The organism is Lentzea sp. NPDC055074 (assembly GCF_053608005.1).
In genome coordinates this window covers 363,972-389,065 of sequence record NZ_JBSGUQ010000001.1, presented here as the reverse complement: position 1 = coordinate 389,065, position 25,094 = coordinate 363,972, and the positions used below count along the sequence as shown (strand labels likewise).

Genomic DNA, 25,094 nt, shown 5'->3' with positions numbered 1-25,094 from the left:
GGACGTCCGCGACGCCGAGCCACCGCGCGGGTGCGCGGCCGACGTGCGCCACGAGCAGCTCGCCGGCCCGCGCGACGCCGTCAGGCACGGTGCACCGGAACCGGTTCGGCGACGCACTCCCGTTCCGGTTCGGCCAGGCCGAGGAGCCGGTACATCGCGCGGCGCACGATGGCCGCCGACTCGCCGGGCCGTGAGCTGATCGTCAGCGGTACGCGTCGTGCCTGCCGTACAACGGGTTGGCCGAGGTCCAGCAGGGGTGCGTGTGCCGCCAGCCGATCGGCCAGGCTGTCCGTCCTCACCTGGGGTGTGCGGGCGAGAACGACCGGAATTCCTGCTGCGGCGGAATACTGCGTCACCGACCCGTGGTCGCCGACGACCGCGTCGCTCGCGACGACCATCGCCCGCCAGCCCTCGTCCGGCGGCACGATGATCAGTCCCGGGCAGTCGGCCAGCCACGCCCGCACCTGCCACTCGCCGTGCACTTGCCAGATGTTGGGGTGCAGGACCGCCGCAGTCCGGGTCTGCCCGGCCAGCGTGCGGTAGACGGGGAGCAGGCTGCCGAACGTAGACCTCACCGACCACGTCGAGGTGATCGTCACGAGCGTCTCGCCCGGCGCGATGCCCGCGGCGGCCCGGTAGCGGTCGCGGAACGGCAGGCTCGCGCGCAGCCGGTCGAAGCAGACGTCACCCGCGATCACCGCGTTGGGCACTGCTTCGGGACACGCCTCCGTCAGCAGCGCGAGTTCGTCGTCCAGCGCCAGCACGATCGCCGCCGGCACCACCCGGCCCGCTCGGGTGAGCGACACCCGGTCGAGGCCGTGACCGTGCAGGCGCCGGGACTTCGCCGCGCTCGCGCCGTGCGGCAGCACCATCACCGGGCCGTGCACCAGGTCCGTGCCGCGATGGCTCGCGGAGACCACGAGGTCGAACCGGTGCCGCAGCACGGTGTCCCACGACGTCGTCGAGAGGCCTTGTGCCGCGACGAACTCCTCTGTGCCCGGCGGCGATCCGTCGGGCACCGTGCAGACGACCTGCACCCGTGGATCGGCGGCGAGCAGCGGCAGCACGTCCATCAACCGCGTGCCCGCCACGACGTGCGGCACCATCGCTAGCACCTGACGGCACTGCGGCACGGTCACCCGGTGCTCCGAGCCGAGCCCGAACGGTTCCCACATCACGCCACCTCGACCGGGTCGCCGGACGAGCAGTCGAAGACCGGCACGTCGCCCCGCCGCACCGGCTCGTGCGCCGCGTGCCTGGTCATGATCAGCACGAGGTCGGCCGGCGCCGAGACGGGCTGGGAGACGAGCACGGTCCCGTTGTCGAGCACGAGGTTCGGCACGTACGGGTCGTGGTAGGCCACGTCCGCCTCGCCGCACAGCTCGTTGATCACCCGCACCGCGGCGGACTGCCGTACGTTCGCGGTGTCGGGCTTGTAGGTCACGCCGGCGACGAGCACCCTGCTGCGCCGCAACGGGGGTAGTCCGCGCGCGGCGAGCGCCTCCCGGACCCGGTGCACGGTGTGCGCAGGCATCGCGTCGTTCACCGCGATGGCCGCGTCGACCACCGGCGAGTGCAGCCCGTGCCTGCGGGCGCTGGCCGTGAAGAACCCGGCCGACACCGGGATGCAGTCACCGCCCGCACCCGGCCCCGGCCGGTGCCGCAGGAAACCGTAGGGCTTGCTGCCCGCGGCCTCCAGCACCTCGTCGACGTCGACGCGCTGCGCCCGGCACAATGCCGCGAGCTCGTTAGCCAGCGAGATGTTGACCATCCTGAAGGTGTTCTCGAAGATCTTCACGAGTTCGGCCGCACGGGTCGAACTGACGGCCACGACCCGCCGCGCGACCCGGCTCACGAACCGCACCGCGAGCTCCGTGCAGCGCGGCGTGTAGCCCGCGACGACCCGTGGAACGGTTTCCACACCGACATTGCCGGGATCCGTTCGCACCGGCGAGTGGGCGAGGTGGAAGTCGAGTCCCGCGCACAACCCCGACACGGCCGCGATCCGGGGCAGCACCACCTCCTCGACCGTGCCGGGCGCACAGGTGCTCTGCACGATCACGAGCGCACCGGGCCGCATGGCCTTCGCCACCTCGTCGGCCGCCTGCGCGAGCAACGACACGTCGAGCCGTCCATGCCGCCCGGCCGGCGTCGGCACGCACAGCACGTAGACGTTCGAGTGCGGAATTCCCTGCGCGTTGTGCCGCAACAAAAGGCGCCCGCTGGCCAACGCGGAATTCAGCTCGTGGTCCGCGACCGTCGTGAGTCCGCAGCCGGGCCGCTGCTCGCTGATCTCGCGAACCCGTTCCGCACTGGCGTCCACGCCGAGAACGGTCAAGCCCGACCGCGCCGCCGCGACGGCGGTCGGCAATCCGGTGAAGCCGAGTCCGATGACGGTGATGTCGATGATGTCCACAACGCACCTCCCAATGGGTTTGTGGACACCAAGGTGCGGTGCGACGTTGCCCGAATGCCTTTCCGCACACCACGAGCCCGCTGAACGCGCAGGTGAACCGCAGTGCCAGTGCAATCCGGGAAGCGTTTTCCATGCGCGCTGGACTGCCTGCGGTTTCAGAGTGCTTTCAGTACGCCGATCGGGCTTCGAATTCGCAACTTCTCTGGAAAGCCCTCTTGGTTGGGAGCACACTGCTCGCGGGAGAGAGATGCACCTGGCGAGGGGTGGCGCGGGTGGAGATCGCATTCAGGATTCTCGGGCGCACAGGCCTGAGGACGGCAGACGGCTTCGTCCAGAACTGGGGGAAGCCTAAAGATCGTGCCGTTCTCGCGGTGCTGTTGTTCAACGCGGGCAAGCCGGTATCGGTGCGCATGCTCGCGCAGTGGGTGTGGGCGGACGACGGCCCGAGCAATCCCTACCCGACCCTGCAGACCTACGTCGCCCGCATCAAGGCGGCGCTGCGCGCCGCGGGCCTGCCCGGAGTGATCTCCAATGTGGAACGTGCCTACCAGATCGACGTCGACCGGTCGTTGATCGATTTCTACGCCTCGATCGAACTGGCGCGGAAAGCGAAGGCCGCGGCCTACCAGGCGACACCCGACCTGGAGAAGGCGTGCGCGTTGTCCGAACAGGCGATCGCTTTGTGGAGCGGTGACCTGTTCGCCGATCTCGACAGCGACCTCGCGTGCGAGCGCCGCGACTCCGCGGTGCGCTACCACTACCTCCCTGCCATGAACGCACTCCTGTACGGCCTGGGCAAGCTGGGCCGGTTCGAGCAGATGTTGTTCCACCTCAACGAGATCCAGCCGGAGCACGACCTCGACGTCATGCTGGCCCGGCATCGCCTCGTGGCGTTGTTCGGACTGCGCAAGAGGGTCGAGGCGGCGCAGTACCACGTGAGTGTGCGGCGACGGATCGTGGCGGAGATCGCCGACGGCTCGGAAGGCGAGCTGCTCCGCCTCTACGAGGAACTGCGCTCCCGACACGACCAGCAGAGCGCACCGGTGAAGTCTGGCCCGAGGCCACGGTACCTGCCTCACGGCGCTGACGCGTTCACCGGCCAAGAGACGTTGCTGGCGAAGCTGAACGATCTTGTTCTCCCGCACCCGCAATCCCGTCTCGTCGTGCTCGACGGGCCACCGGGAGTCGGCAAGACGACCCTCGCGCTGCACTGGGCGTCGTCAGTGCGGGAACGCTTCCCGGACGGCTATTGGTTCGCGTCCCTGGACGGCGTGGCGCACGGCCCGCGAGTGGAAGCTGGACAGGTGGTGAAGGACCTGCTGGCCGAGTTCGGTGTCGCCGCCGACTCGATCCCGTCGGTCGAAGCCCGAACCGCCCGGCTGCGGGAACTGCTCGCCAACCGGTGCATGCTCGTGGTTCTGGACAACGTCGCGGACACCAGTCACGTTCGGGCACTCTTGCCGGCGCTGTCGACATGTGTCGTGCTCATGACGAGCCGCACCCGCCTGAGCGACCTCGCGGTCCGTGACCGGGCCCGCTGTCTGACCGTGGACCCGCTCGGTGAGCAGGAGACTGTCGGATGGCTGCGCAACCGCTTGGGAGACCGGGCTTCCGCGGCACCCGGTGCGGTGGTGAGGCTGGCGGCATTGGCGGATGGCATGCCGCTCGCGATGGAACTGATCGCCGAACAGGTCGCGGCCCAGCCACGCCGGTCGCTGGAGGACTTCGTTCGCGTGCTCGCTTCGCGCAGCGCGTTGCTGTCGCTGAGAAGCGGAACGTCCGGCAGCATCCGGAACGCGTTCGAACTGTCGTACCAGAACCTGACAGAGGACCAGGCCAAGCTCTTTCGCTTGCTGGGCCTGCATCCAGTACGTGAGGTGTCGCTCGACATCGTGGCGGCACTGGCCGGGGTCGACCGCGAAGACGCACGCCAGTTGGTCGACTCGTTGGTGTGGACGCGTCTAGTCGACTCGACGGACGGCGACCGCTACCGAATGCATGATCTTCTCCGCGAATACGCGGCGGAGCGAGCGGAACTCGACGAGCCCCCGGCGGAACGCGCCGCGGCGGTGGGCCGGATGCTCGCCTGGTACACGCACACGGTGAACAACGCGGACCGCTGTGTCGTCGGCTTCCGTGAAGAGGTGCCGATGCTCGCACTGCCTCCTGGCGTGAACCCGCGGCACTTCGCCGACGAGGACGACGTCGCCCGGTGGTGCCTGCAGGAGGAAGCCGCGCTCGTCGGCGTCATCAAACACGTCGCCGACCCCGACCACATCTGGCGCCTCGCGAACTCGGTGGGCGAGCTTTTCCTTCGCTACCTCCGCAACGACACTGTCGTGGCGGTGATGGAGGCAGGTGCCGCAGCGGCTCGCGAATGCGGTGAGATCGGCACCGTCGTGGACACGTTGCAGAACTTGGGCTTCGTCCACATGACACTGAGACACGACCACGAGTCGGCCGACCGGTGCTTCCGCGAGGCCCGCTCGATCTTCGGTGACCGAGACGACCCCGAGACGCTCGCCGTGCTGCTGCGCAACCAATCCGAGTGCCTGCAGGGCGTGCACAACGTGCCCCGTGCGATCGAGATGTACCAGCAGGCGCTCGCGTTGGCGATCAGCGATGACACGCGAGCTGGAATTCTACATCGGCTCGGTGTGGCCTGCGGCGCGGGCAACCGGCTCGACGAGGCGGCCTCGCATCTCTATCAAGCGCTGCACCTGCGGGAGAAGTTGGGCGACAGCCTCGGCCAGGCCCGAACCCGCCTGATGCTCGCCCAGCTCGCGTTCGACCTCGGCGACTCGTTCGGTGCGAAGGCAAGCTGTCACCTCGCGATCGGGCTGTTCCAGCAGGCGCACTTCGGAGCCGGCGAGGCGCGGGCATTGGCGCTGCTGGCGGCGATCATCAAGGCGGACGACCTGGACCTGGGTCGGTACTACGCGACGCGGGCGCTAGAGCTGTCCGCCGGTGTGGATCGTGAGGTCGAAGCGATGGTGCTGGACATCGCGGGGCAGATCGAGTGGCGGGCGGGGGAACGCGAGCTGGCGGTCGAGCGGTGGCAGGCCTCGTTCTCCGCGTTTCGGGACATCGGGGACCCGAGGGCTGATGCGATCGCGGTGCATCTTGATGAACTCGCTGATTTCGTGCAACCAGAGATACCTCTGGGACGTCTCTCATCTCAGACGGGCGTGTTATCTGACCAAGAACTTCTTGGCGGGTTGGAATAGCGTTCATCAGGCTGGGTGTCATTCAATTCAGCGTCACGCCCACGCGCAGTGCTCATTCTGATGCGAATTAACAGCCGAGGGTGACACCGTCTGGTTGTTGATCTACGTCAATCGATTGCGCAGCGCGCCTGAGTGGCTCTGGGTAGGGGCGGCGCGGATCGGTCTTGGAAGGTCTGCAACGATCTTGGGAGTCGGGGACTGACAACCAAGAAGGAAGTCAAGTTGAACCAAGGTTCCGGTACCCGGCGGGCTGCAGCATTGGGCCTGCTCGGCGGCATGATGGCGCTGACCGCGCTGAGTCTTCTCGGGCCTGCGTCAGCCAGCGCGGCTCTAGAACGACCGTCCGTCAGCGTCTCGGCGTCTGCTTCCGGTGACAGCTCGGACAGCATGAAGTTCGGCTAGAGCCGATCGTCGCGCAGAAGCGACGACACGGACTGCCGCTCAGTGGTCCCCGGCTCGCCAACATCGAGCCGGGGACCACCTCATCCTAAGGCATGTTGATGCGAGTCAGGCGTGTTCTGAGATTATTCGCCGATTTGGGTGCATGATTAACGCTATTGATGTCGTTAAAGGTCCACAGTGGCCGGTAAGTGGTTATCCACAGGTTCTGCGGTTATAGCTCAATTACATGGATGCAGTCAGTCGGACTCGTCCGCCGTCAGCCTCCCAGCGTCACCCGGTCGGTCGGCTCTGTCTTCGTGAGCAGCCTCGACACGTGCTTCTCCGCCGTCCGCGGCAGCTCGTCAGGGATCTCGTCAACCCCTGATCGGCGCTGCGCGAACCGCACCCCCATCACCCGCAAACTGCGCCCGGCAGGCTCCGGCCACGGCAGTGACCCCGGCATCGTGGAAGCGGCGCTCCGCAGCCCGCGGCCAGGTCTCCGGATCACCCCATCCGTCACGCGCCGCAGCCTCGGCCACCAGCCGCAACCCGCTTCGCGCGCCATCGGATGAGGCAGCCCGACATCGCCGCTCTCGGCCACCGGGGCGACGGCAGTCTGACCATCACACGCCGCGCCGGCCAGCACGGCGGCGGAGAGCAGGGCGAAATGGTGGTCCCAGCGCAGGCTGTAGGCGGGGCCGGAGACCGCTGCGTCGTACCGGGTTCGGGTCAGGTCGCCGTCGATGTCCCGCAGCAGCAACGAGATTCCGAGCCTGCCGGTCAGGTGGTACGTGTTGGGGTGGTGCGTTTCGAGGCAGGGGCGAGAGCGACGTACGCTCGCGCAGGTCCGGTCTGCGGGAACGCGCCGAGGTGAAGCTCGGCGAGGTCGAGGCGAGGATCGCGGACCTGGAGGTCGTCCGCGACACGGTGCGGGCGGCCGTCTCGGCCGGGTGCGACGACCTGCTCACCTGCTCGCACTCGCCGTCCTGCCCGCTGCCGCTATCGTCCTGATCATCTGAGCGGGAGGGTGCGGTGCCGGGGTTCGTCGCGGGGATGGAACGGCACCAGGTCGCCGTCTACCTCGGCGCACTGGTCGCGGGCGGGGTCGCCGGCTGGGCCGCGCCGGGCGCGGGGCCTGCCCTCGAACACGCCATCAACCCCGTGCTGGCCGCCCTGCTGTACGTCACGTTCCTGCAGGTGCCGGTGGCCGAGCTCGGGCGCTCACTGGGAGCAGGCCGGTTCCTGGGGGCCGCGCTCGTCCTGAACTTCGTCGTGGTGCCGGTGGTCGTGGCGGCGCTGTTCACGTTCCTGCCGGATGATCGCGCCATCCGGTTGGGCGTGCTGCTGGTGTTGCTCACGCCGTGCGTGGACTACGTGATCGTCTTCAGCGGACTCGCCGGAGGTGACAGCCGCCGCCTGCTCGCCGCCACTCCGTTGCTGCTGCTCGCGCAGATGGTGCTGCTGCCCGTCTACCTGTGGGTCTTCCTCGGCTCCGGCCTGGCCGTCGTCGACCCCGGGCCGTTCGTCGAGGCGTTCGTCGTGCTGATCGCGGTCCCGCTGACGCTGGCGTGGCTCACGCAGGCCTGGGCGCCGCGGGTCATCGGCGCGGTCAGCACGACGATGGTGCCGTTGATGGCCGCGACCCTGTTCACCGTGGTCGCGTCGCAGGTGCCGAAGCTCGGCGGCGACCTGGCGCAGGTCGTGCGCGTGGTGCCGTTCTACGTGGTGTTCCTCGTGGTCATGGCCTTCGCCGGGCTCGCCGTCGCCAAGGCGTGGCGCCTGGACGTGGGGTCGAGCCGGGCGATCGTGTTCACCGGGGCCACGCGCAACTCGCTGGTGGTGCTGCCGCTGGCACTGGCCCTGCCCGGCGACGTCGCGGCCGTCGTCGTGGTGACGCAGACGCTCGTCGAGGTCGTCGGCATGGTGATCTACGTGCGAGTGGTGCCGCGGCTGCTGCCGTGAGTCACACCAGCTGACGGTCGCGCAACGGCGCGAGCGCGCTGCTCCACGCGATGAGCTCGTCGAACATCGTCGACAGCGTGGACACCTGGAAGTCCGACGGGTGGAACTCGCTGAAGTTCTTGAACTCGGTGAACATCGACAGGGACACGCTGGTGCGTACGTCGGCCATCTTCAGCTCACCCGCGACGAGACGGAGGTGTTCCACGGCCCGTGCGCCACCCACACCGCCGTACGACACGAAGCCCACGGCCTTGTTGTTCCACTCGGCGAACAGGTAGTCGATCGCGTTCTTGAGCACACCGGACGTGGAGTGGTTGTACTCGGGCGTGACCATGACGAAGCCGTCGAACTCGGCGATCTTCGCCGCCCACGCCTTGGTGTGGTCGTGCTGGTACTGGCCCATCGCCGGCGGCATCGGCTCGTCGAGGTGGGGCAGCGGGAAGTCCTTGAGGTCGACCAGTTCGAACGTCGCGTCCGCGCGCTGGGTCGCGTGCTCGGCGACCCAGCGCGCCACCTGCTCGCCGTTCCGGCCGGGACGGGTGCTGCCGATGATGATCCCGATGTGCGTCATGTCCTGAGGTCCTTTGCCGAGACTGAAGCGGACCTTACCCCGCTTTCGAAAATGGACTCTACCCCGCTTGCGCGGGGCTCGTCTCGGTGCGGTGGGTCACAAAGGCCGTCTTCTACGATGAACCGATGAGGTGCGGCTGGGGGCTGCGGTGGCCGGACGCCGTGCTGTGGGTGGTCCTGGCGGTGCCCCTGGTGGCCGGCGGTCCGGTCGGCCTGGTCGCCGGTCTGGTCCTGCTGACCGCCGCGGTGGTGCTCTTCCGCAGGTTTCCGGTGTGGACGGTCTGCGCGCTCGTCGCGGCCGCTGCGCTCCCGGCACTGGTGTCGGCCTCGGCCGTGACGACCCCGCCGTGGCCCTGGCCGTTCCTCGCGGCCGCGGTGTTCGGGTTCCGCGCCGGACGGTGGGTCCAGGACCCGGTGCCCGTGCCGGTGACCGCCGTGCTGCTCGCCGGACTGCCGGTCAGCGTGCTCGCGGACGGATCGGTGCGCGGCGGCTTCGGTGTGCTGTTCGGCGTCTACGACTGGTTCGTGCTGGTGCTGATCGTGCTGGTGGTGGTCCTCGGGCCGTGGCTCGCGGGCCGCTACCTCCGGCTGCGTGCCGAGCTCGCGGTGGCGGCGCAGGAGCAGGCGCGCACTCGCGAACGGGCGCGGATCGCGCGAGACATGCACGACTCCCTCGGCCACGAGTGGGGGCTCATCGCGTTGCGCGCGGCCGCTCTCGAGGTGTCGCCGGACCTTCCCGAACGGCACCGGGCCGCCGCGGGGGAGCTGAGGGCGGGCGTGGCGGCGGCGACCGAACGGCTCCAGGAGATCATCGGCGTCCTGGGACCGCGAGACGAACGGACCGACGTCGCCGCGCTGGTCGAACGCGCGAGGGCCGCGGGCATGGACGTCGAGTGGACCCCGGCCGGGCCTTCACCCGAGGCCGTCGAACGCGCCGTGCACCGGATCGTCCAAGAAGGACTCACCAACGCCGCCAAGCACGCGTCCGGAGCCCCGGTCAGCGTGAAGGTGGAACGCTCGTACGCGAGCACGACCGTGACCGTCGCGAATGGACGATCGGACCGGAGGTCCGGCCCGGGCAACGGCACCGGGCTCGCCGGACTGGCCGAACACGCCCGGCTGCTGGGCGGCACGCTCACCGCCGGGCCGCGGGACGGCGGGTTCGCGCTCGTGGCCGAGCTACCGCACGACGCGCGACCGAAGCCCACCGGCAGGTCCGCCCGCCGCAGCCTGCTCGGCGTGGCCAGGACACCGTTGCTGATCGGCACGTCGGTCGCCGTGCTCGCGATGGCCCTCTACGTGATCGTCGGCGCCGGCAACAGCCTCGACCCCGACGTGTTCGAGAAGATCGAGCTCGACGCACCGCGCGCCGACGTCGAGGCCCTGCTGCCACCGTTCCAGATCCTGGGGGACCCCGAACGCATGCTGTCCGATCCGCCGCGGGGCGCCGACTGCCGCTACCACTGGTCGCGCGAGCAGACCGACGACCGGCTGTTCCACCGGCTGTGCTTCGTCGACGACCGGCTGGTGCTCAAGGAGACCCTGCCGCGCAGCGCGATCTCGGCCGGGGAGGCGCGATGATCCGGGTGCTGCTGGCCGACGACGAACCGCTGACGAGGGCCGGGGTCCGGGCCGTGCTGGGCGCCGATCCGGAGTTCGAGGTGGTGGGCGAGGCCGAGGACGGACGCGCGGCGGTGGCGCTCGCGCAGGCGCACCGGCCGGACGTCGTGCTGCTCGACATCATGATGCCGCGCATGGACGGGCTGGCCGCGGCGGCCGAGATCCGCCGCACCGTCCCGGACACCGGCGTGATCATGCTGACGACGTTCTCGGAGGACGAGCACATCGCGCGCGCGTTCGACGGCGGCGCCGGCGGTTTCCTGCTCAAGTCGGGGGATCCGCGGGAACTCTTCGCGGGCATCAGGGCCGTCGCGGAAGGCGCCGCGTACCTGTCGCCGAAGATCGCGCACTGGGCGATCCGGCGGCTGGGCGGGGAACGGGTGTCCGGCGCGGCCCGCGCACGGGACCTGGTCGCCGGTCTCACCGAGCGCGAACGGGAGGTGCTCGCCCTCGTCGGCGCCGGGCTGCCCAACGCCGAGATCGGCCGCCGGCTGCACGTCGTCGAAGGCACGGTGAAGGTGTTCGTCAGCTCGATCCTGCGCCGCCTGGAGGTGCCGAACCGGGTGCGCGCGGCGATCATCGCGTTCGAGGCGGGACTGGTGGATCAGGGCTGACCTATGTCTTTCGACCAGTGCCACCGGCGGCGTTCGACAGATGCCGCCCGGCGGGGGTGATCGACAGGCTGGGCCGTGTGAAAACCAGATCCGTTGTCGCGGCGGGGATGCTGACGGTCGCCCTGGCCGCTCCCGCCCTGGCCGCGCCCGTGCCGCTCACCCTGCCGAGGCCGACCGGGCCGTTCCCCGTCGGCACCACCGAACTGCATCTCGTGGACGAGTCCCGCACCGACCCGTGGGCGCCGGGCAGAGCACGCGAGCTGATGATCTCCCTGTGGTACCCGGCGCTGCCGTCGCCGCGGGCCCCGGTCCGGCACCTCAGCGCGGGGATCGCGGCGTACTACGACCAGACCTCCGCGGGCTCCGTCGGGCTCGCCCCCGGTGTCGCCGACTTCGCGGGCACCCGCACCCACGCGAGACCGTCCGCGCCCCTTCCCGGCCGCCGCCCCGTGATCCTCTACTCGCCGGGAGGCGGGCAGTCGCGGTCGTTCGGCACCACGCTCGTCGAGGACCTCGCCAGCCGCGGCCACGTCGTCGTCACGATCGACCACACCTTCGCGGGCCCCGTGGAGTTCCCGGACCGCGTCGAGCTCCCGTTCAGCGGAGTGGACAAGGCGCTGATGATGCGGGAACGGGTGCGCGACACGAGTTTCGTGCTGGACCGGCTCGGCTCCACGGCGTTGTCCGGCGTGATGGACCTGTCGAGGGTCGGCATGGCCGGCCACTCCATGGGCGGGTTCACCGCCGCCGAGGCCATGCTCACCGACCCGCGCATCGACGCCGGCGCCAACCTCGACGGCGGCATGGACCCGAACTCGGGCCAGGCGAGCGCACGCGGCGCCGACCGGCCGTTCCTGCTGATGGGCGGCGGGACGAGCGGGTCCGACCGGCATCCCCACAACCACCTGCACGCACCGGACTGGGCGTCGTTCTGGGCGAACTCCACCGGCTGGAAACGGGACGTGCACCTGCCCGAGGCGGAACACGCGAGCTTCACCGACGCCCAGGTGCTCCTGCCGCAGATCGACCGCGAGCACTCGTTGCCCGCCGACAGGCTCGCGGCGGCCATCGGCACCGTCGACGCGCGCCGAAGCCTTGCGGTACAACGCGACTATCTCGCCGCGTTCTTCGGCCTGCACCTGAAAGGGCAGCACACCACGCTGTTCGACGGGACCTCGCCGCACCCGGACGCGAGGCTCGTCCCGTGACCGCGTTCCTCGACTGGCTCGCGACCCTGCCGCCGGCCTGGGTGATCGTCGCCGCCGGACTGCTCGTGTTCGGCGAGTGCACGCTCGGCCTGGGGTTCGTCGCGCCCGGCGAGACCGGGCTGTTCGTGCTCGGCACCACCGCGACCAGCCCGCCCGCGTTCGTGCTGATGTGGCTCGTGACAACGGTGTGCGCGGTCGGCGGCGACTCGGTCGGGTTCCTGATCGGACGGCGGTACGGGGCACGGCTGCGCGAGTCGCGGATCGTGCGGCGGCACGGCGCGCGGCACTGGGACCGCGCGACCGACTTCCTGCGGCGCAGGGGCGCGGTCGCGGTCTTGATCGCGATCTTCCTCCCGGTGCTGCGCACGCTGCTGCCCGCCGCCGCGGGAGCCGCCGGACTGCCGTACCGGAGGTTCCTGCCCGCCGTGGCCGTCGGCGCGACCGCGTGGTGCGCGCTGCACATCGGCCTCGGCGCCGCGGCGGGGGAGACGGCCCGCCGGATCGAAAAGCTCATCGGCACCGGGACCATGCTCGTGGCCGTCGCGGTGGTCGTCGTCGGGGTGATCGCGGTTCGGTCAGGAATCGAGAAGCACCGGTCCCGGGGTGACGCCTAGCGTTTCCGGCATGACCTCATTCGACGCGATCACCCTCGAAGTCTCCGACCTCGCCGCCGCGGAACGCTTCTACGCCAACGCTTTCGGGCTCGGCGACCGACTGCGGCTGCGGGCCTCGCAGGAGCCGGCCACCGGCTTCCGCGGGTTCACCCTGTCCCTCACCGTGGCGCAGCCCGCCGACGTCGACCTGCTGGTCGGCGGCGCGCTCGAGCACGGCGCGACCGTGCTCAAGCCCGCCGGGAAGTCCCTGTGGGGCTACGGCGGGGTCGTGCAGGCGCCGGACGGCACCATCTGGAAGGTCGCCACCTCGGCGAAGAAGAACACCGGCCCGGCCACCGGGCGCATCGAGGACGTGGTGCTGCTGCTCGGCGCGACGGACATCGCCGCGAGCAGGCAGTGCTACGTCGACCAGGGCTTCACCGTCGAGAAGAGCTTCGGCCGCATGTACGTGCAGTTCGCCGCGGCCGGACCCGTCAAGCTGGGGCTCTACCGGCGTCGTGCACTGGCCAAGGACGCGGGTGTGGCGCCCGAGGGCTCCGGCTCGCACCGGATCGTCCTGAACGGCGCCGGCGAGTTCACCGACCCGGACGGGTTCGCGTGGGCGTCAGGGCAGCCGGCCGGCCAGCTCGGCGCGTGAGCGGATGCCGAGCTTCGTGTAGACCTTGCGCAGGTGGTACTCGATGGTCTTGGGACTCAGGAAGAGGGCGGCGGCCACCTCGCGGGTCGTCTTGCCCTCCGCGAGCAGCAACGAGACCTGCAACTCCTGCGGTGTCAGGGTTTCGCCCGGTGCTCTGCGCTGGATGGTCTCGCCGGTCGCGCCCAGCTCGATCTCGGCCAGGTCGGCCCAGCGCACCGCCCTGAGGTTCTCGAACGTCTCCAGCGCGGCGTGCAGGTGCGGGCGCGCGTCCACCCGCCGCCGGGCACGGCGCAGGCGGGCACCGTAGGCGAGCCGGGTGCGCGCGGTCTCGAAGTCGTCCAAAGTCCTTTCGTGGTAACCCAAAGACGCCTCGAAGTGCGCGTCGAAACCCTCGGCGAGCATGCCCAGCGTCCGCTCGGCGCGTCCCAGCGCCCACGGCTGGCCCTTCGCCGCGGCCTCGGCCCGGTACCGCCGCGCCACGGGCAGGGCGTCGTCGCGCCGGCCCAGGCGGACCATCGCGTCGGTGAGCTCCGGGGCGGGGGACAGGTCCGGGTCGGTGAGGTGGAGGTCGTCGAGCAGAGCGGAGAGCTCTTCCAGATGCGCCAGCGCCTTCCGCGGGTCGCCGAGCCCCAGTTCCAGCTCTCCCAGTGCGAACAGCGACCAGACCCGTCCGATGTGGATGTCCCGGACCTGGCAGATCGGCAACGCCTCCGCGACGAGCGCGCGGCACCGTTCCTCGTCGCCCAGGCGGGCCCGCAGCCACGCGAGACCGGCCAGGCACATCGCGAGGTCGGTCTCCTGGCCCGTCTCGCGGGCCAGCCGGGTGGCCTCCTCGTAGGTCGCCTCGGCCCGCACCCACTGGTTCGTCGTGGCCTCGTCGCGGGCGACGTGGAAGAGCAGTGCGGGCAGCGTGCCGACGGCGGCCTCCGCGCGGGCGTCGGCGACGACGCCGCGCAGGTCCGCGCCGGAGTCGGAGTCGCGCAGGAACATCGGGCCGATCATCAGCCACGACAGCCTGCGCCGGTCGTCGCGCGGCAGCCCGGAGGACGCGAGCAGGCCGACGGCGGCCCGGATCTGGTCGGCGCCGCCACGGTTGGCGAGGATGCGCGCGACGCCCGCCGCCATCTGCCCGAGACCGCGCGCCCTGGGAGTGCTCACCCGCTCCAGTGACGCCTCGATCTCGTGCGCCAGTTCCACACCCGTCACGGTGTCGCCGAGGTAGAAGCAGGCGTTGACGGCGTCGGCCAGCAGCACCACGGCCGAGTCGGCGTCGGCGGACTCGCGCGCCGCGAGCCGGCAGAGGTCCCTGGCCTCGGTCAGCGAACCGGTGCGGGCCGCGATCGCCGCCCTCAGCTCGACGGCGCGCGTCTCGGCGACGTCCCTCACCTCGTCGAGCAGCGCGACGGACCGTCTCGTCTCGCCCGCCAGCCACGCCGACTCCGCGGCGGAGACGCACAGCGACGCGTGCTGCCGGACGTCCGGGCTGAGCCGCGCGGCACGTTCGTAGGCGGCCGCGGCGACGTCGTGCGCGCTGCGTTCGTGTGCCCGCCGCGCCGCACGGACCAGCAGGCCGGCGACCTCGGCGTCCGGTCCGAGTGCGGCCTCGGCCCGGTGCCAGGCGTGCCGGTCGTCGTCGGGGCCGAACGCCTCGGCCACCGCGCGGTGGATCGCCCGGCGGTCGGGTGCGGCGCCGTGGACGGCCGCGCGGATCAGCGGGTGCCGGAACTCGACGTGACCGTCGGCGATCCGGACGAGACCGGCGTTCTCGGCCTCGGTCAGCGCGTCGACCGGCACGTCCAGCACCCGGCAGGCGGCCGCGACCACGCGCAGGTCGGTGCCCGCCACCGCCGCGACCGCCAGCGCCGCCTGGCCCGCGGTGCCGAGCGAGCGCGCCTGCGCGGTGAACTCGTGGGCCAGTGCGGCGGACACCGGCAGCGGTGCCTCGGGCGACAGGTGCCGGTGTGCCCCGGAGGCCAGTTCGATCAACGCGAGCGGGTTGCCGGCGGTCGCGCGGTGCAGGCGCGCGACCAGGTCGGGCGGCACCGCGCCGCCGGACCGGCTCGACACCAGCTCACCGGCGGCGGCCAGGTCGATGCCGGTCAACGGCAGCGTGGGCAGCGGCGGCTCGGGGGAGCGGGTGGTGGCCAGCAGCACGATCGGGTCGGCCGCGAGCCGGCGGGCCGCGAACGCGAGCGCGTCCCCCGAGGGCCGGTCGACCAGGTGCAGGTCGTCCAGCAGCACGGCCACCGGGCGTTCCTCCGCGAAACGGCACAGCAGGCTGAGCGTGGCGGCGCCGACCGCGAACCTGTCGACCACCTCACCGGGCGTCAGGGCCAGCGCGACCGACAACGCGTGCGCCTGCGGGCCTGGGATCTCGTCCAGCCGGTCCAGCGCGGGCCGCAGCACCTGGTGCAGGGCACCGAACGGGATCTCGCGCTCGGGTTCGCTGCCCGCCGCCCTCAGCACCCGCATCCCGGTGGCGCAGCCGGCCGCGAACCGCAGCAGCGCGGTCTTGCCGACGCCGGGTTCGCCGGTGATGGCCAGGGCGCCGCCGTGCCCCAGCCGGGCGCTCGCCACGAGCCGCTCGACCTGTCGACGCTCGGACTCGCGTCCCATCAGCACACCGGGCAGTGTAGGCAGAACGCTCGTCGCCAGGCCCTGTCCTGCGAGTCTGTTCGATGAGAGTCACGGCCGAGGCCCTCGGCCGTGACTGTCGCGGACAAGACTTGCAGGACAGAGCCTAGGTGGGGCACCTGATGCGGCTGTCCCGTTGGCGCTCATAGGTTCCGACCCTCACAGGAGGGAAGAGCAGATGACCACTACGAGACCCGAGGTCGACACCGACAAGCTCATGCAGTTCGTGTTCCGGGCCGTCGACGAGGTCGGCGCGACGCTCAACGCCGCGCTCGTCGTCATGGGCGACAAGCTCGGCTACTACCGCCTCATGGCGTCCGGCGACCCCGTCAGCGCCGCCGAGCTCGCCGACCGCAGCGGCACCGCCGAGCCGTACGTGCGGGAGTGGCTCAACGCCCAGGCCGCGGGCGGTTACGTGACCTACGACCCCGCGACCAGCCGTTACACGCTGCCGATCGAGCACGCCGTGGCGCTCACGGTCGAGGACAGCCCCGCGTTCCTGCCCGGCATGTTCCAGATCGCGCTGGGCACCGTGAACGACGCCGGACGGGTGCTGGACGCGGCGCGCAGCGGGTCCGGTGTCGGCTGGCACGAGCACAGCACCGACGTGCACATCGGCTGCGAGCGGTTCTTCCGGCCGAGCTACGCGGCCAACCTGATCGAGGGCTGGCTGCCCGCGCTCGACGGCGTGACCGCGAAACTGCGGGCCGGGGCACGGGTCGCCGACGTCGGCTGCGGCCACGGGGCATCAACGATCCTGATGGCACAGGCGTTCCCGAACTCGTCCTTCACCGGCTCGGACTACCACCCCGAGTCGATCCGGATCGCCCGCGAACGCGCGGAGGCCGCGGGGGTGGCCGGCCGCGTGACGTTCGAAGTGGCGTCCGCCAAGGACTTCGGCGGCACGGGCTACGACCTCGTGACGATGTTCGACTGCCTGCACGACATGGGCGACCCGGTCGGCGCGGCGAAGCACGTCAAGGACGCGATCGCGGCCGACGGCACGTGGATGATCGTCGAACCCATGGCCGGTGACCACGTCGAGGACAACCTCAACCCCGTCGGCCGCACCTACTACGGCTTCTCCACGCTGCTGTGCACGCCGGCCTCGCTCTCGCAGGACGTCGGCCTGGCGCTCGGCACGCAGGCCGGGCCCGCGCGGATCCGCGACGTGGCCGTGGCCGGTGGGTTCACCCGGTTCGCCGGCGTGGCCCGGACGCCGTTCAACCAGGTCCTCGAAGTCCGCCCGTGAACGCCGAGCCGCGCCCGGTGCGCGAGGCCGACGGCACGGGTGTCGCCGAGCGCGCCGGGGTGCGGCTCGCGTTCCGGGTCTACGAGAACCCCGGGAAGCCGACGGTGCTGCTGATGCCGACGTGGTCGATCGTGCCGTCGTGGTTCTGGAAGGCGCAGGTCCCCTATCTGGCACGGCACTTCCGGGTGGTCACGTTCGACGGCCGGGGCAGTGGTGAGTCGAGCCGGCCAGTCGGCGCCGAGTCCTATTTGGACGCCGAGTGCGCGGCGGACGCCATCGCCGTCATGGACGCGACCGGCACCGAGCAGGCCGTGCTGGTGGCGTTGTCCCGCGGCGACGCCTGGTCGGTGCTCGCGGCCGCCCGTCATCCCGGACGGGTCTCCGGCATCGTCGCGATCGGCCCGGCCAGCGGGTCGCTCATCGGCGTGCAGGAGCAGGAGAAGCAGTCCTGGGAGTCGGCCGAGGGCAAGTACAACCGGGACCACTGGCTGGGCGGCGGCTACGACGACTTCACCGAGTGGTTCTTCGCGAGGATGTTCGCCGAACCCCACTCCACCAAGCAGATCGAGGACGCGGTGCGGTGGGCGCACGAGATCGAGCCCGCCACGCTGGTGGACACGACGGCCGGACGGCTCGCCTCCGCGTCGATCGAGGACGACTGCCGCGCGGTGCGGTGCCCGGTGCTGGTGATCCACGGGACCAGCGACCTCGTTCGTCCTCACGCCATCGGGGAACGCCTCGCCGAGCTCACCGGCGGGTCACTGGTGCTGATCGACGGCGCCGGCCACGGCGTGCACGCCCGCGACCCCGTCCGGATCAACCTGCTGATCAAGGAGTTCGTCGACCGCGTCCACCCCGCGCCCCGGCGCACCAGGCGGTCCAGGACACGGCCGCCACGGGCGTTGTACCTCAGCTCACCGATCGGCCTGGGCCACGCGCGGCGCGACCTCGCCATCGCCACCGAGCTGCGGAAGCTCCACCCGCGCCTGGAGGTCGACTGGCTCGCGCAGCACCCGGTCACCGAGGTCCTCGGCCCGGCGGGAGAACGGGTGCACCCGGCGTCCGCGTGGCTCGCGAACGAGTCGTCGCACGTGGAGGACGACGCGGGTGAGCACGACCTGCACGTGTTCGAGACGTTCCGCCGCCTGGACGCGGTGCTGGTCGCCAACTTCATGGTGTTCCACGACGTCCTCGAGGCCGAGGACTACGACCTGGTGATCGGCGACGAGGCCTGGGAGGTCGACCACTTCCTGCACGAGAACCCTTCCCTGAAGCGGTTCTCGTTCGCCTGGCTGACGGACTTCGTCGGCTGGCTGCCGATGCCGGACGGAGGCGCTCGCGAGCAACGCCTGACCGCCGACCTCAACCTCGACATGATCGAGCAGCGGGCCCGCCACCGCCGGGTGCGCGACCGGTCGGTGTTCGTCGGCAACCCGGACGACGTGGTCTCGCTGCCGTTCGGCGAGGGCCTGCCCGCGATTCGCGAGTGGACGGAGCAGAACTTCGACTTCTCCGGCTACGTCACGGGATTCGACCTGCCCGGGGAACGGGAGCGGAGGACCGGGGAGAAGCTGTGCGTCGTCACGGTCGGCGGTTCGGGGGTGGGGGAGCCCCTGCTGCGACGGGTGCTCGACGCCGTTCCCCTCGCGCGGCGGAAGGTGCCGGGCCTGAGGTTCCTCGTCGTCACCGGGCCCCGCATCGACCCGGCGTCACTGCCGGAGCAGGACGGCGTCGAGCTCCGCGGGTTCGTGCCCGACCTGCCCCGGTACCTCGCCGCGTGCGACCTGGCGGTGGTGCAGGGCGGCCTGACGACGTGCATGGAGCTCACCGCCGCCCGGCGCCCGTTCCTCTACGTGCCGCTGCGCCACCACTTCGAGCAGAACATCCACGTCCGGCACCGGCTCGAACGCTATGGCGCGGGCCGGTGCATGACGTACGACGAGGTCGCGGACCGCGACGTCCTGGCCGTCGCGATGGCCGAGGAGATCGGGCGTCCGGTCACCTACCGGGAGGTGGAACGGGACGGTGCGTCCCGCGCGGCCGCCCTGCTCGCCGAGCTGCTCTGAAAGTCAGTCCGTCGCCCGGTCGTCGGCCGCCGCGGTCTGGGTGAGCACGGCGACGGTCTGCTCCAGCCCGCGCTGCACCTCGTCACCCTGCGCGTCGCGGACGCTGTGCAGGCTCACCGTGATGCGCGACCGGCCCGGCGCGACCTCCTCGACCTGCAGTTCGCCGTGGTAGTCGTCCGGGCCCTCGGCACCCCACTCGAGGGTCCGCCGCTCGGCGTCCGGGCGCACCCAGGCCTCGCTCTCGACGTGGTGGCCGTGCACCTCGGCCTCCACGTGCACCTGCTCGCCGCCCTCGGGCTCGGCCGCGGTCATCTGCGGGAAGTAGCGGGGCAGGTTGCGCGGTTCGGCGAGGAACCCGAACAGGGTGTCCGCCGGGATGTCGGCCTCAGCCGAGTGCGTGTACGTCGTCATGGCGGTCGGGGTACCCGGTCTTCTGCTCGGTGAACACGTCCCGCGTCCGCGCCAGGTGTTCGTGCCATCCGCGCTGGTCGCGCCGGAACACCGGCACGACGAACGCCCCGCCGACGTACAGCGCGACGACGGCCAGGTCCCACCAGCCGATGCCGATCAGGGGCGACACCACGGTCGCGTAGGCCATGAAGCCGGTGAGGCCGAGCATTTCGCGCAGGGCGAGCTGGAACGGGTTGGCGCGCGACCCGTCCTCGGCGCGGACGCGGTAGTGCAGCAGCACCCCACCGATCGTCATCCCGTTCGCCGCGGCGGGCAGCACCACCCGGAACGCCACGAGCACGAGGACAGCCCACCGCGGGTCCGAGTGCAGCACGAGCTTGGCGATCACGATCACCAGCACGAGCTCGGAGACCAGCCCGAGGATCCGGCGCGGCACGGTCACGGTCCACACCGGCGCGGCCGCCTCGTCCGACGATGGCACCCTGGGCACGACGAACGCGGCCGGCGCCATCATCCACCCCAGCAGGCCGCCGAAGGTGTTCGAGATCAGGTCGTCCACGTCGGCGATGCGGTACGGGCACGGGTAGAAGCCGAGGTTGCCGGTGTACTGCACGACCTCGATGGCCAGGGACAGCCCCAGGCCGATGGCGAGCACGGCGAGCGGCCCCTTGCCGTACGCCTTGCGCAGCACCACACCCAGCGGCACGAACAGCGCGACGTTGAACAGCTGCTGCAGGAACGCCTGCGACCTCACCATCGCGAGGACGCCGGAACGCCCGTTCGCCGCCATGTTGTTGCTCATGTCGGTCACCCACTGGAAGGGGACCGTGGACAGCATCTGGTCGCCCGTGCACAGCTTCGCGACGTCCGAGGGGAACGGCAGGAAGATCAGCGCCAGCGCCACGAGCCCGTAGGCCAGCAGGCCGTAGAGGACGAACGCGCGGCGCGGCTCGACCCGCCGGAAACGGAAGTAGTGCAACAGGACCAGGGGCAGGAGGACCAACAGCCCGACACCCACGAACGCCAGGAAACCGGTTCGGGCGGTCTCCCAGTACGACGCCATCATGAGCGGTCCAATGCCCGCTCACCTGCGCCGCCAAACCTTGATCGGGGAAGTTGCGGCGAACGGATCAGCGGCACCGCGCGAGGTACACGGTGTTGGTCGAGTCGATGCCCTGCAAGGGGTTGGGGAAGCTGACCACCTCGGCCCGCACGTCGGCGAAGACCGTCGCGAGGGTGGCGGTGTACTCGTCCTCGGGCGGGTCGTTGGACCACAGCGCGAAGACGCCACCGGGCACGAGGAGCTCGGCCAGGCGGCGGGTGCCCTCCGCGGTGTAGAAGTCGGCGTTCGTGGGGTGCAGCAGGTGGCGCGGGGAGTGGTCGATGTCGACGACGAGGGCGTCGAACCGCCTGCCCGGGACCGCCGCGTCGTAGCCCTGGCCGGAGCGGGTGAGTGCGAAGAAGTCACCGTGGACGAGCGTGCACCGGTCGTCGGCGGCCAGGGTCCTGCCCGCCGGGATGAGCCCCTGCTGGTGCCACTCGATGACCTCGCCGAGGGCGTCGACCACGAGCAGCGAGCCGACGTTCGCGTGCTCCAGCACGGTCTGCGCCGTGTAGCCGAGACCGAGACCGCCCACCACCACGTGCAGGTCCTCGCCGGACAGCTCCGCCAGCGCGAGGTTCGCGAGCTCCACCTCGGCGACGGTGAACAGGCTCGACATCAGGAACTCCTCGTTGAGCTTGATCTCGTGGATCTCCCTGCCGGTGCCGGGTTCGACCCGGCGCCGCAGGGTCAGCTCACCCAGAGGGGTCTGGCGGTAGTCGAGTTCCTGGAAGCGCGCACTCATGCGACGGCACGGTACCCGTGGCCACGGACGGGTGAACGCGACGGATCAGCCGGCGAAACGGCCGATCGCGACGAACACCGCGAGCAGCAGCAGGACCACGTTGACCGGCAACGACTTCGTCTCGCCGAGCTTCAGGTGCGCACGGGCGGCGAAGACCTGGACGACGACCAGCCCGACGGCGGCGATCGGCGTCAGCACCGGGGCGATGCCGGTCAGCCACGGCAGGACGAGGCCGAGCGCGCCGAGCACCTCGACGGCGCCGATGGCCTTCACCGCCGTGCCGGACACGTCCTTCGCCCAGTTCCCGTTGGACGCGACGATCTGCTCGTGCGAGCGCACGAGCTTCATGAAACCGCTTGCCAGGTACACGGCGGCCAGCAGTCCCTGGACGACCCACAGCGCGATGTTCATTGCATACTCCGATTCTTACCTCTTGTGCGTAGCCTCATGATGTGTCCGTGTCGAGGGCACCACAAAAGGCACATCGGTGTATGTGTCCAGGACGGGAGGTCCGGTTGTGATGGGGTTCACGCGCTCGGACGGCTGCCCGCCGCCGATGAACGACGGCGGCGCGGTCCGCGAGGTGCTGGACCGCATCAGCGACAAGTGGAGCCTGCTCGTCGTCGGCGCGCTGCGCGAGGGCCCGTTGCGGTTCGGCGAGCTGGAGAAGACGGTCACCGGCATCTCGCAGCGGATGCTGACGCTGACGTTGAAGCACCTCGTCGAGGACGGACTGGTCAGCCGCACGGCCTACGCGGAGGTGCCGCCGCGCGTCGAGTACGAGCTGACCGGGCTCGGGAAGACGTTGATGCCACTGGTGATCGCGCTCGCCGAGTGGGCGCTGGAGCACAGCGACGAGATCAACGCGAACCGCCGCCGCTAGTGGTGCGTCACGCAGGGTTCGGCGTGCTGACCGTGAGCGGTTGCCGACCGGGGGCTCACCGGGTTCCGTCCGATGTGGATGTGCCGGTGCCGCGGCGGCCGGTGGGCCGGTGATCAGTAGGGTGTGGCTTCCGGCTCGCTGGCAGGAGAACCCGATGCTCTCACCCGACATCCTTCTGGTGCACGGCGCGTGGCACGGTTCGTGGTGCTGGGAGCCGTTGATCGAGGAACTGCGGCGTCTCGGTCGCACCGCTCACGCCGTCGACCTGCCCAGTTCCGGTTCGCCCGCCGGGCTGCACGAGGACGCGGAGGCGATCCGGCACGCGATCGCGGCGGTCGACGGGCCGGTCGCGGTGGTGGGCCACTCCTACGGCGGTTTCCCCGTGACGGAGGCGACGGCGGGGTCGGCGCGCGTGACGCGTCTGGTCTACCTGGCGGCGTGGATGCTGGAGCCCGGCGCGTCGATCGGTGAGGCGGCCGGGCTGCCGGAGCTGGAGACGGAGTTCGTCACGCCGCCGCTCGACGCGCTGGCGCAGTTCTACGACGACGTCGACGCCGAGGTGGCCGAACGGGCCGCCGCGAGGTTGCGGCCGCAGAGCGCGCGCTCCGCCGCGGACCGGCTCAGGGCCGCCGGGTGGCTCACGATCCCGTCCACGTACGTGGTGTGCGACAACGACAAGACGATGCCGCCCGCGTTGCAGGAGGAGATGGCGACCCGCGCGTCGGTCGTGCACCACCTGCCCACGTCGCACTCGCCGTTCCTGTCCGCGCCCGCGAGCCTGGCCGAGCTGCTGGACCGGCTCACCAAGGTCTAGGCGCTGTCCTGCAAGTTCGTTCGGTGACAGGCGCGGGCGAGAGACCCGGAGGCGGTGCCGCCGCGACGCCCTCATACCGGGCGTGTTCGGGCGTTGCGGCGGTGCCGCCTCCGGGTCCCTCGGCCGCCACTGTCGCTCAACGAGACTTGCAGGACAGCGCCTAGGAGCGGGTGCGCTCGTAGTGCCGGGCCACCCTGGCCCGGTTGCCGCACACGTTGGCGGCGCACCAGACCCGGCGGCGGTTCTCGGCCAGGAACATCATCGAGCAGGCCGGGTTGGCGCACGCCCTCAGCTTCTCCAGCCGCTCGGGGTCGGCGAGCAGCCGGATCGCCTCTCCCGCGATCGCCGCGAGCGCCGGGTGGCCGTTGTAGTCGTCGTGCCACCGCACCTCGGCGCGCGCCCCGGCGCCCCAGCCGTCGAGCCGGGGGCTGGTGGGGACCGCGGCGGCGACGGCGTTGAGGTCCGCGATCCGCGACGGGTCCGGCGTGCGTCCGGTCAGGTGGGCCTCGAAGAGGTCCTGGAGCAGTGCGCGCAGCCGGCGGGTCGCGCCCATCGCCGGGGGCGGTGCGTCCGGCAGGCGGTCGGCCTCCAGCGACCACCAAGTCGCGTGGCCGGTCTCGTCCGCGATCAGGTCCTTGACGGGGTCGAGGCACAGCGCCTGCGTGTCCACCAGGTCGAGCGCGACGAGCGGCTCACCACCCATCGGGAAGCCCGCCGCCTGGAACTGGGTCAGTGTCGTGGCCACGCCTCTCCTAACGGTTCGAGTGCCGATTGAGACGTTAGCAGATTCTCGTCGGACGAGCTTGCGCCGTCAGATCTAACGTGTATACGGTCGTTTTATCCATTAGGACGACCTGAGGAGAACGACATGCCCGCGATCCGCCACCGCCACGTCGAGGTAGACGGCCTGAAGGTCTTCGTCCGGGAGGCAGGCGACGCGGACCGGCCGACGATCGTGCTGCTGCCGGGCTATCCGTCCAGCACCCGCGCCTACGTGCGGCTGATCGACCGCCTCGCCTCGTCCTGGCACGTCGTCGCCATCGACTACCCCGGCTTTGGCTCGTCCGACCCGCTGCCCGGCGAGCCGACGTTCGACCGGCTGGCCGTGGTGACCGGCGAGGTCATCGACCTGCTCGGCATCGGCGACTACGCCGTCTACATGTTCGACTTCGGCTCCCCGGTGGGCTTCCGCGTCGCCCTCGAGCACGACCGGCGCGTCCAGGCCGTGATCACGCAGAACGGGAACGCGTACGTCGAGGGGCTCGGGCCCGACATGCAGGGCCTCGACGGCTGGTGGAAGGACCGGTCGTCCGATCAGGAGGCGATCGACTGGGTCGTGAGCCTCGACGGCACCCGGCACCAGTGGCTCGCGGGCGCGAAGGACCCCGAGCACATCGACCCCGAGCAGGCGCTGGCCGACCAGCACGTGCTCGACCTGCCCGGCCGCGCCGACTACATGAGGTCGCTGCTGTGGGACTACCAGAACAACATCACCCGCTACCCGGCCTGGCAGGCGTGGCTGCGCGACCGGCAGCCGGCCGTGCTCGCGGTCTGGGGCCGTCACGACACGTTCTTCGTCCCCGCGGGCGCCGAGGCCTACCGCCGCGACGTGCCCTCCGCCGAGGTGGTGCTGCTCGACACCGGCCACTTCGCCCTGGAGGAGGCGGCCGACGAGATCGCCGATCACGTGAACACGGTGCTGGCGAAGACTTTCGCCTGACCTGACGCTGCAGCCGGGCGGGCACGTCCCGTCGCGAGAACGGCACGGCGGGGCCGTCCACAGTGGTGGGCGTGGACAGGTCGCTGGTCGACGAGGCGCGGTTCGAGGAGTTCGTCGCCGCGGAGGTCGCGGGCACCGGCACACCCGTCAGCGCCTGCAGGGCTTCCGTCGCCACCTGACTTCGTGGTGCCGCCCTGGGGCGCAGGGCGGCACCACGA

General features: G+C 70.9%; 23 protein-coding genes. 13 read left to right on the top strand and 10 right to left on the bottom strand.

Annotation, left to right across the window (positions count from 1 at the left end; genetic code table 11):
* Nucleotides 1-80 precede the first annotated feature (80 nt).
* Nucleotides 81-1,175: a hypothetical protein gene (locus tag ACWF7A_RS01935; protein ID WP_452248505.1), complete on the bottom strand. Its 1,095-nt coding sequence runs from the start codon at nt 1,173-1,175 to the stop codon at nt 81-83.
* Complete coding sequence (locus ACWF7A_RS01930) at nt 1,175-2,416, bottom strand: nucleotide sugar dehydrogenase (RefSeq protein WP_452248504.1); 1,242 nt, start codon at nt 2,414-2,416, stop codon at nt 1,175-1,177. Before ACWF7A_RS01930 ends, ACWF7A_RS01935 begins: the two co-directional genes overlap by 1 nt.
* A 38-nt stretch (nt 2,417-2,454) precedes the next feature.
* Between ACWF7A_RS01930 and ACWF7A_RS01925 the strand changes: the two genes are divergently transcribed.
* Nucleotides 2,455-5,643 (top strand): AfsR/SARP family transcriptional regulator, encoded by a 3,189-nt coding sequence (locus ACWF7A_RS01925; protein ID WP_452248503.1) that lies wholly within the window; start codon nt 2,455-2,457, stop codon nt 5,641-5,643.
* Between the two features lie 658 nt (nt 5,644-6,301).
* Here ACWF7A_RS01925 and ACWF7A_RS01920 read toward each other — a convergent pair.
* Nucleotides 6,302-6,784, bottom strand: coding sequence for a hypothetical protein (locus ACWF7A_RS01920; protein ID WP_452248502.1), 483 nt, complete (start codon nt 6,782-6,784; stop codon nt 6,302-6,304).
* Between the two features lie 110 nt (nt 6,785-6,894).
* On the opposite strand from ACWF7A_RS01920, the gene ACWF7A_RS01915 reads away from it, so the two are divergent.
* Complete coding sequence (locus ACWF7A_RS01915) at nt 6,895-7,035, top strand: hypothetical protein (RefSeq protein ID WP_452248501.1); 141 nt, start codon at nt 6,895-6,897, stop codon at nt 7,033-7,035.
* Nucleotides 7,036-7,077: 42 nt separating this feature from the next.
* Nucleotides 7,078-7,986 carry an arsenic resistance protein gene (locus ACWF7A_RS01910; protein WP_452248900.1) on the top strand — a complete coding sequence of 303 codons (909 nt, stop codon included), beginning with the start codon at nt 7,078-7,080 and terminating at the stop codon, nt 7,984-7,986.
* A 1-nt stretch (nt 7,987) separates the two neighbouring features.
* On the opposite strand, the gene ACWF7A_RS01905 is transcribed toward ACWF7A_RS01910, so the two are convergent.
* The gene (locus tag ACWF7A_RS01905; protein ID WP_452248500.1) at nt 7,988-8,557 is read right to left on the bottom strand and encodes an NADPH-dependent FMN reductase; all 570 of its coding nucleotides are present in this window, start codon (nt 8,555-8,557) and stop codon (nt 7,988-7,990) included.
* A gap of 125 nt (nt 8,558-8,682) precedes the next feature.
* On the opposite strand from ACWF7A_RS01905, the gene ACWF7A_RS01900 reads away from it, so the two are divergent.
* From ACWF7A_RS01900 to ACWF7A_RS01880, 5 genes are all read left to right on the top strand, one after another.
* A complete protein-coding gene (locus ACWF7A_RS01900; RefSeq protein ID WP_452248499.1) occupies nt 8,683-10,137 on the top strand; it encodes a sensor histidine kinase in 1,455 nt (484 codons plus the stop codon).
* Nucleotides 10,134-10,790 carry a response regulator gene (locus tag ACWF7A_RS01895; RefSeq protein ID WP_452248498.1) on the top strand — a complete coding sequence of 219 codons (657 nt, stop codon included), beginning with the start codon at nt 10,134-10,136 and terminating at the stop codon, nt 10,788-10,790. Before ACWF7A_RS01900 ends, ACWF7A_RS01895 begins: the two co-directional genes overlap by 4 nt.
* Nucleotides 10,791-10,867: 77 nt before the next feature.
* Nucleotides 10,868-11,998, top strand: a complete 1,131-nt coding sequence (locus ACWF7A_RS01890; RefSeq protein ID WP_452248497.1) for an alpha/beta hydrolase family protein — start codon at nt 10,868-10,870, stop codon at nt 11,996-11,998.
* Complete coding sequence (locus tag ACWF7A_RS01885; RefSeq protein ID WP_452248496.1) at nt 11,995-12,612, top strand: DedA family protein; 618 nt, start codon at nt 11,995-11,997, stop codon at nt 12,610-12,612. The genes ACWF7A_RS01890 and ACWF7A_RS01885 overlap by 4 nt, the downstream gene beginning before the upstream one ends.
* Nucleotides 12,613-12,622: 10 nt before the next feature.
* Nucleotides 12,623-13,249 (top strand): glyoxalase, encoded by a 627-nt coding sequence (locus ACWF7A_RS01880; protein ID WP_452248495.1) that lies wholly within the window; start codon nt 12,623-12,625, stop codon nt 13,247-13,249.
* Here ACWF7A_RS01880 and ACWF7A_RS01875 read toward each other — a convergent pair.
* On the bottom strand, nt 13,217-15,865 hold the full coding sequence (locus ACWF7A_RS01875; protein WP_452248899.1) for a LuxR C-terminal-related transcriptional regulator: 2,649 nt from the start codon (nt 15,863-15,865) through the stop codon (nt 13,217-13,219). The genes ACWF7A_RS01880 and ACWF7A_RS01875 overlap by 33 nt on opposite strands.
* Nucleotides 15,866-16,061: 196 nt before the next feature.
* On the opposite strand from ACWF7A_RS01875, the gene ACWF7A_RS01870 reads away from it, so the two are divergent.
* Both ACWF7A_RS01870 and ACWF7A_RS01865 read left to right on the top strand, forming a co-directional pair.
* Nucleotides 16,062-17,135: a class I SAM-dependent methyltransferase gene (locus tag ACWF7A_RS01870; protein ID WP_452248494.1), complete on the top strand. Its 1,074-nt coding sequence runs from the start codon at nt 16,062-16,064 to the stop codon at nt 17,133-17,135.
* Nucleotides 17,132-19,201: an alpha/beta fold hydrolase gene (locus ACWF7A_RS01865; RefSeq protein WP_452248493.1), complete on the top strand. Its 2,070-nt coding sequence runs from the start codon at nt 17,132-17,134 to the stop codon at nt 19,199-19,201. The genes ACWF7A_RS01870 and ACWF7A_RS01865 overlap by 4 nt, the downstream gene beginning before the upstream one ends.
* A gap of 3 nt (nt 19,202-19,204) precedes the next feature.
* Here ACWF7A_RS01865 and ACWF7A_RS01860 read toward each other — a convergent pair whose 3' ends face one another.
* The 4 genes from ACWF7A_RS01860 to ACWF7A_RS01845 form a co-directional block, all read right to left on the bottom strand.
* Nucleotides 19,205-19,612, bottom strand: a complete 408-nt coding sequence (locus ACWF7A_RS01860; protein WP_452248492.1) for an SRPBCC family protein — start codon at nt 19,610-19,612, stop codon at nt 19,205-19,207.
* Nucleotides 19,587-20,678 (bottom strand): VanZ family protein, encoded by a 1,092-nt coding sequence (locus ACWF7A_RS01855; RefSeq protein ID WP_452248491.1) that lies wholly within the window; start codon nt 20,676-20,678, stop codon nt 19,587-19,589. The genes ACWF7A_RS01860 and ACWF7A_RS01855 overlap by 26 nt, the downstream gene beginning before the upstream one ends.
* 64 nt (nt 20,679-20,742) lie before the next feature.
* Nucleotides 20,743-21,459 (bottom strand): spermine/spermidine synthase domain-containing protein, encoded by a 717-nt coding sequence (locus ACWF7A_RS01850; RefSeq protein ID WP_452248490.1) that lies wholly within the window; start codon nt 21,457-21,459, stop codon nt 20,743-20,745.
* A 45-nt stretch (nt 21,460-21,504) separates the two neighbouring features.
* Nucleotides 21,505-21,870 carry a DoxX family protein gene (locus ACWF7A_RS01845; protein WP_452248489.1) on the bottom strand — a complete coding sequence of 122 codons (366 nt, stop codon included), beginning with the start codon at nt 21,868-21,870 and terminating at the stop codon, nt 21,505-21,507.
* Nucleotides 21,871-21,979: 109 nt separating this feature from the next.
* Between ACWF7A_RS01845 and ACWF7A_RS01840 the strand changes: the two genes are divergently transcribed.
* Together ACWF7A_RS01840 and ACWF7A_RS01835 are read left to right on the top strand one after the other, a co-directional pair.
* Nucleotides 21,980-22,342: a winged helix-turn-helix transcriptional regulator gene (locus ACWF7A_RS01840; protein WP_452248488.1), complete on the top strand. Its 363-nt coding sequence runs from the start codon at nt 21,980-21,982 to the stop codon at nt 22,340-22,342.
* Between the two features lie 154 nt (nt 22,343-22,496).
* The gene (locus tag ACWF7A_RS01835) at nt 22,497-23,156 is read left to right on the top strand and encodes an alpha/beta fold hydrolase (RefSeq protein WP_452248487.1); all 660 of its coding nucleotides are present in this window, start codon (nt 22,497-22,499) and stop codon (nt 23,154-23,156) included.
* A gap of 160 nt (nt 23,157-23,316) precedes the next feature.
* On the opposite strand, the gene ACWF7A_RS01830 is transcribed toward ACWF7A_RS01835, so the two are convergent.
* The gene (locus ACWF7A_RS01830) at nt 23,317-23,901 is read right to left on the bottom strand and encodes a CGNR zinc finger domain-containing protein (RefSeq protein WP_452248486.1); all 585 of its coding nucleotides are present in this window, start codon (nt 23,899-23,901) and stop codon (nt 23,317-23,319) included.
* 123 nt (nt 23,902-24,024) lie between these two features.
* Between ACWF7A_RS01830 and ACWF7A_RS01825 the strand changes: the two genes are divergently transcribed.
* The gene (locus tag ACWF7A_RS01825) at nt 24,025-24,876 is read left to right on the top strand and encodes an alpha/beta fold hydrolase (RefSeq protein ID WP_452248485.1); all 852 of its coding nucleotides are present in this window, start codon (nt 24,025-24,027) and stop codon (nt 24,874-24,876) included.
* The last annotated feature ends 218 nt before the right edge of the window (nt 24,877-25,094 follow it).

Bases quoted from the DNA above. Each gene is read 5' to 3' on its own strand.
- ACWF7A_RS01850 (WP_452248490.1), bottom strand. From the start codon at position 21,459: ATGAGTGCGCGCTTCCAGGAACTCGACTACCGCCAGACCCCTCTGGGT.
- ACWF7A_RS01860 (WP_452248492.1), bottom strand. From the start codon at position 19,612: ATGACGACGTACACGCACTCGGCTGAGGCCGACATCCCGGCGGACACC.
- ACWF7A_RS01855 (WP_452248491.1), bottom strand. From the start codon at position 20,678: ATGATGGCGTCGTACTGGGAGACCGCCCGAACCGGTTTCCTGGCGTTC.
- ACWF7A_RS01825 (WP_452248485.1), top strand. From the start codon at position 24,025: ATGCCCGCGATCCGCCACCGCCACGTCGAGGTAGACGGCCTGAAGGTC.
- ACWF7A_RS01900 (WP_452248499.1), top strand. From the start codon at position 8,683: ATGAGGTGCGGCTGGGGGCTGCGGTGGCCGGACGCCGTGCTGTGGGTG.
- ACWF7A_RS01880 (WP_452248495.1), top strand. From the start codon at position 12,623: ATGACCTCATTCGACGCGATCACCCTCGAAGTCTCCGACCTCGCCGCC.
- ACWF7A_RS01935 (WP_452248505.1), bottom strand. From the start codon at position 1,175: ATGTGGGAACCGTTCGGGCTCGGCTCGGAGCACCGGGTGACCGTGCCG.
- ACWF7A_RS01910 (WP_452248900.1), top strand. From the start codon at position 7,078: ATGGAACGGCACCAGGTCGCCGTCTACCTCGGCGCACTGGTCGCGGGC.
- ACWF7A_RS01870 (WP_452248494.1), top strand. From the start codon at position 16,062: ATGACCACTACGAGACCCGAGGTCGACACCGACAAGCTCATGCAGTTC.
- ACWF7A_RS01835 (WP_452248487.1), top strand. From the start codon at position 22,497: ATGCTCTCACCCGACATCCTTCTGGTGCACGGCGCGTGGCACGGTTCG.
- ACWF7A_RS01895 (WP_452248498.1), top strand. From the start codon at position 10,134: ATGATCCGGGTGCTGCTGGCCGACGACGAACCGCTGACGAGGGCCGGG.
- ACWF7A_RS01845 (WP_452248489.1), bottom strand. From the start codon at position 21,870: ATGAACATCGCGCTGTGGGTCGTCCAGGGACTGCTGGCCGCCGTGTAC.
- ACWF7A_RS01875 (WP_452248899.1), bottom strand. From the start codon at position 15,865: ATGGGACGCGAGTCCGAGCGTCGACAGGTCGAGCGGCTCGTGGCGAGC.
- ACWF7A_RS01840 (WP_452248488.1), top strand. From the start codon at position 21,980: ATGGGGTTCACGCGCTCGGACGGCTGCCCGCCGCCGATGAACGACGGC.
- ACWF7A_RS01905 (WP_452248500.1), bottom strand. From the start codon at position 8,557: ATGACGCACATCGGGATCATCATCGGCAGCACCCGTCCCGGCCGGAAC.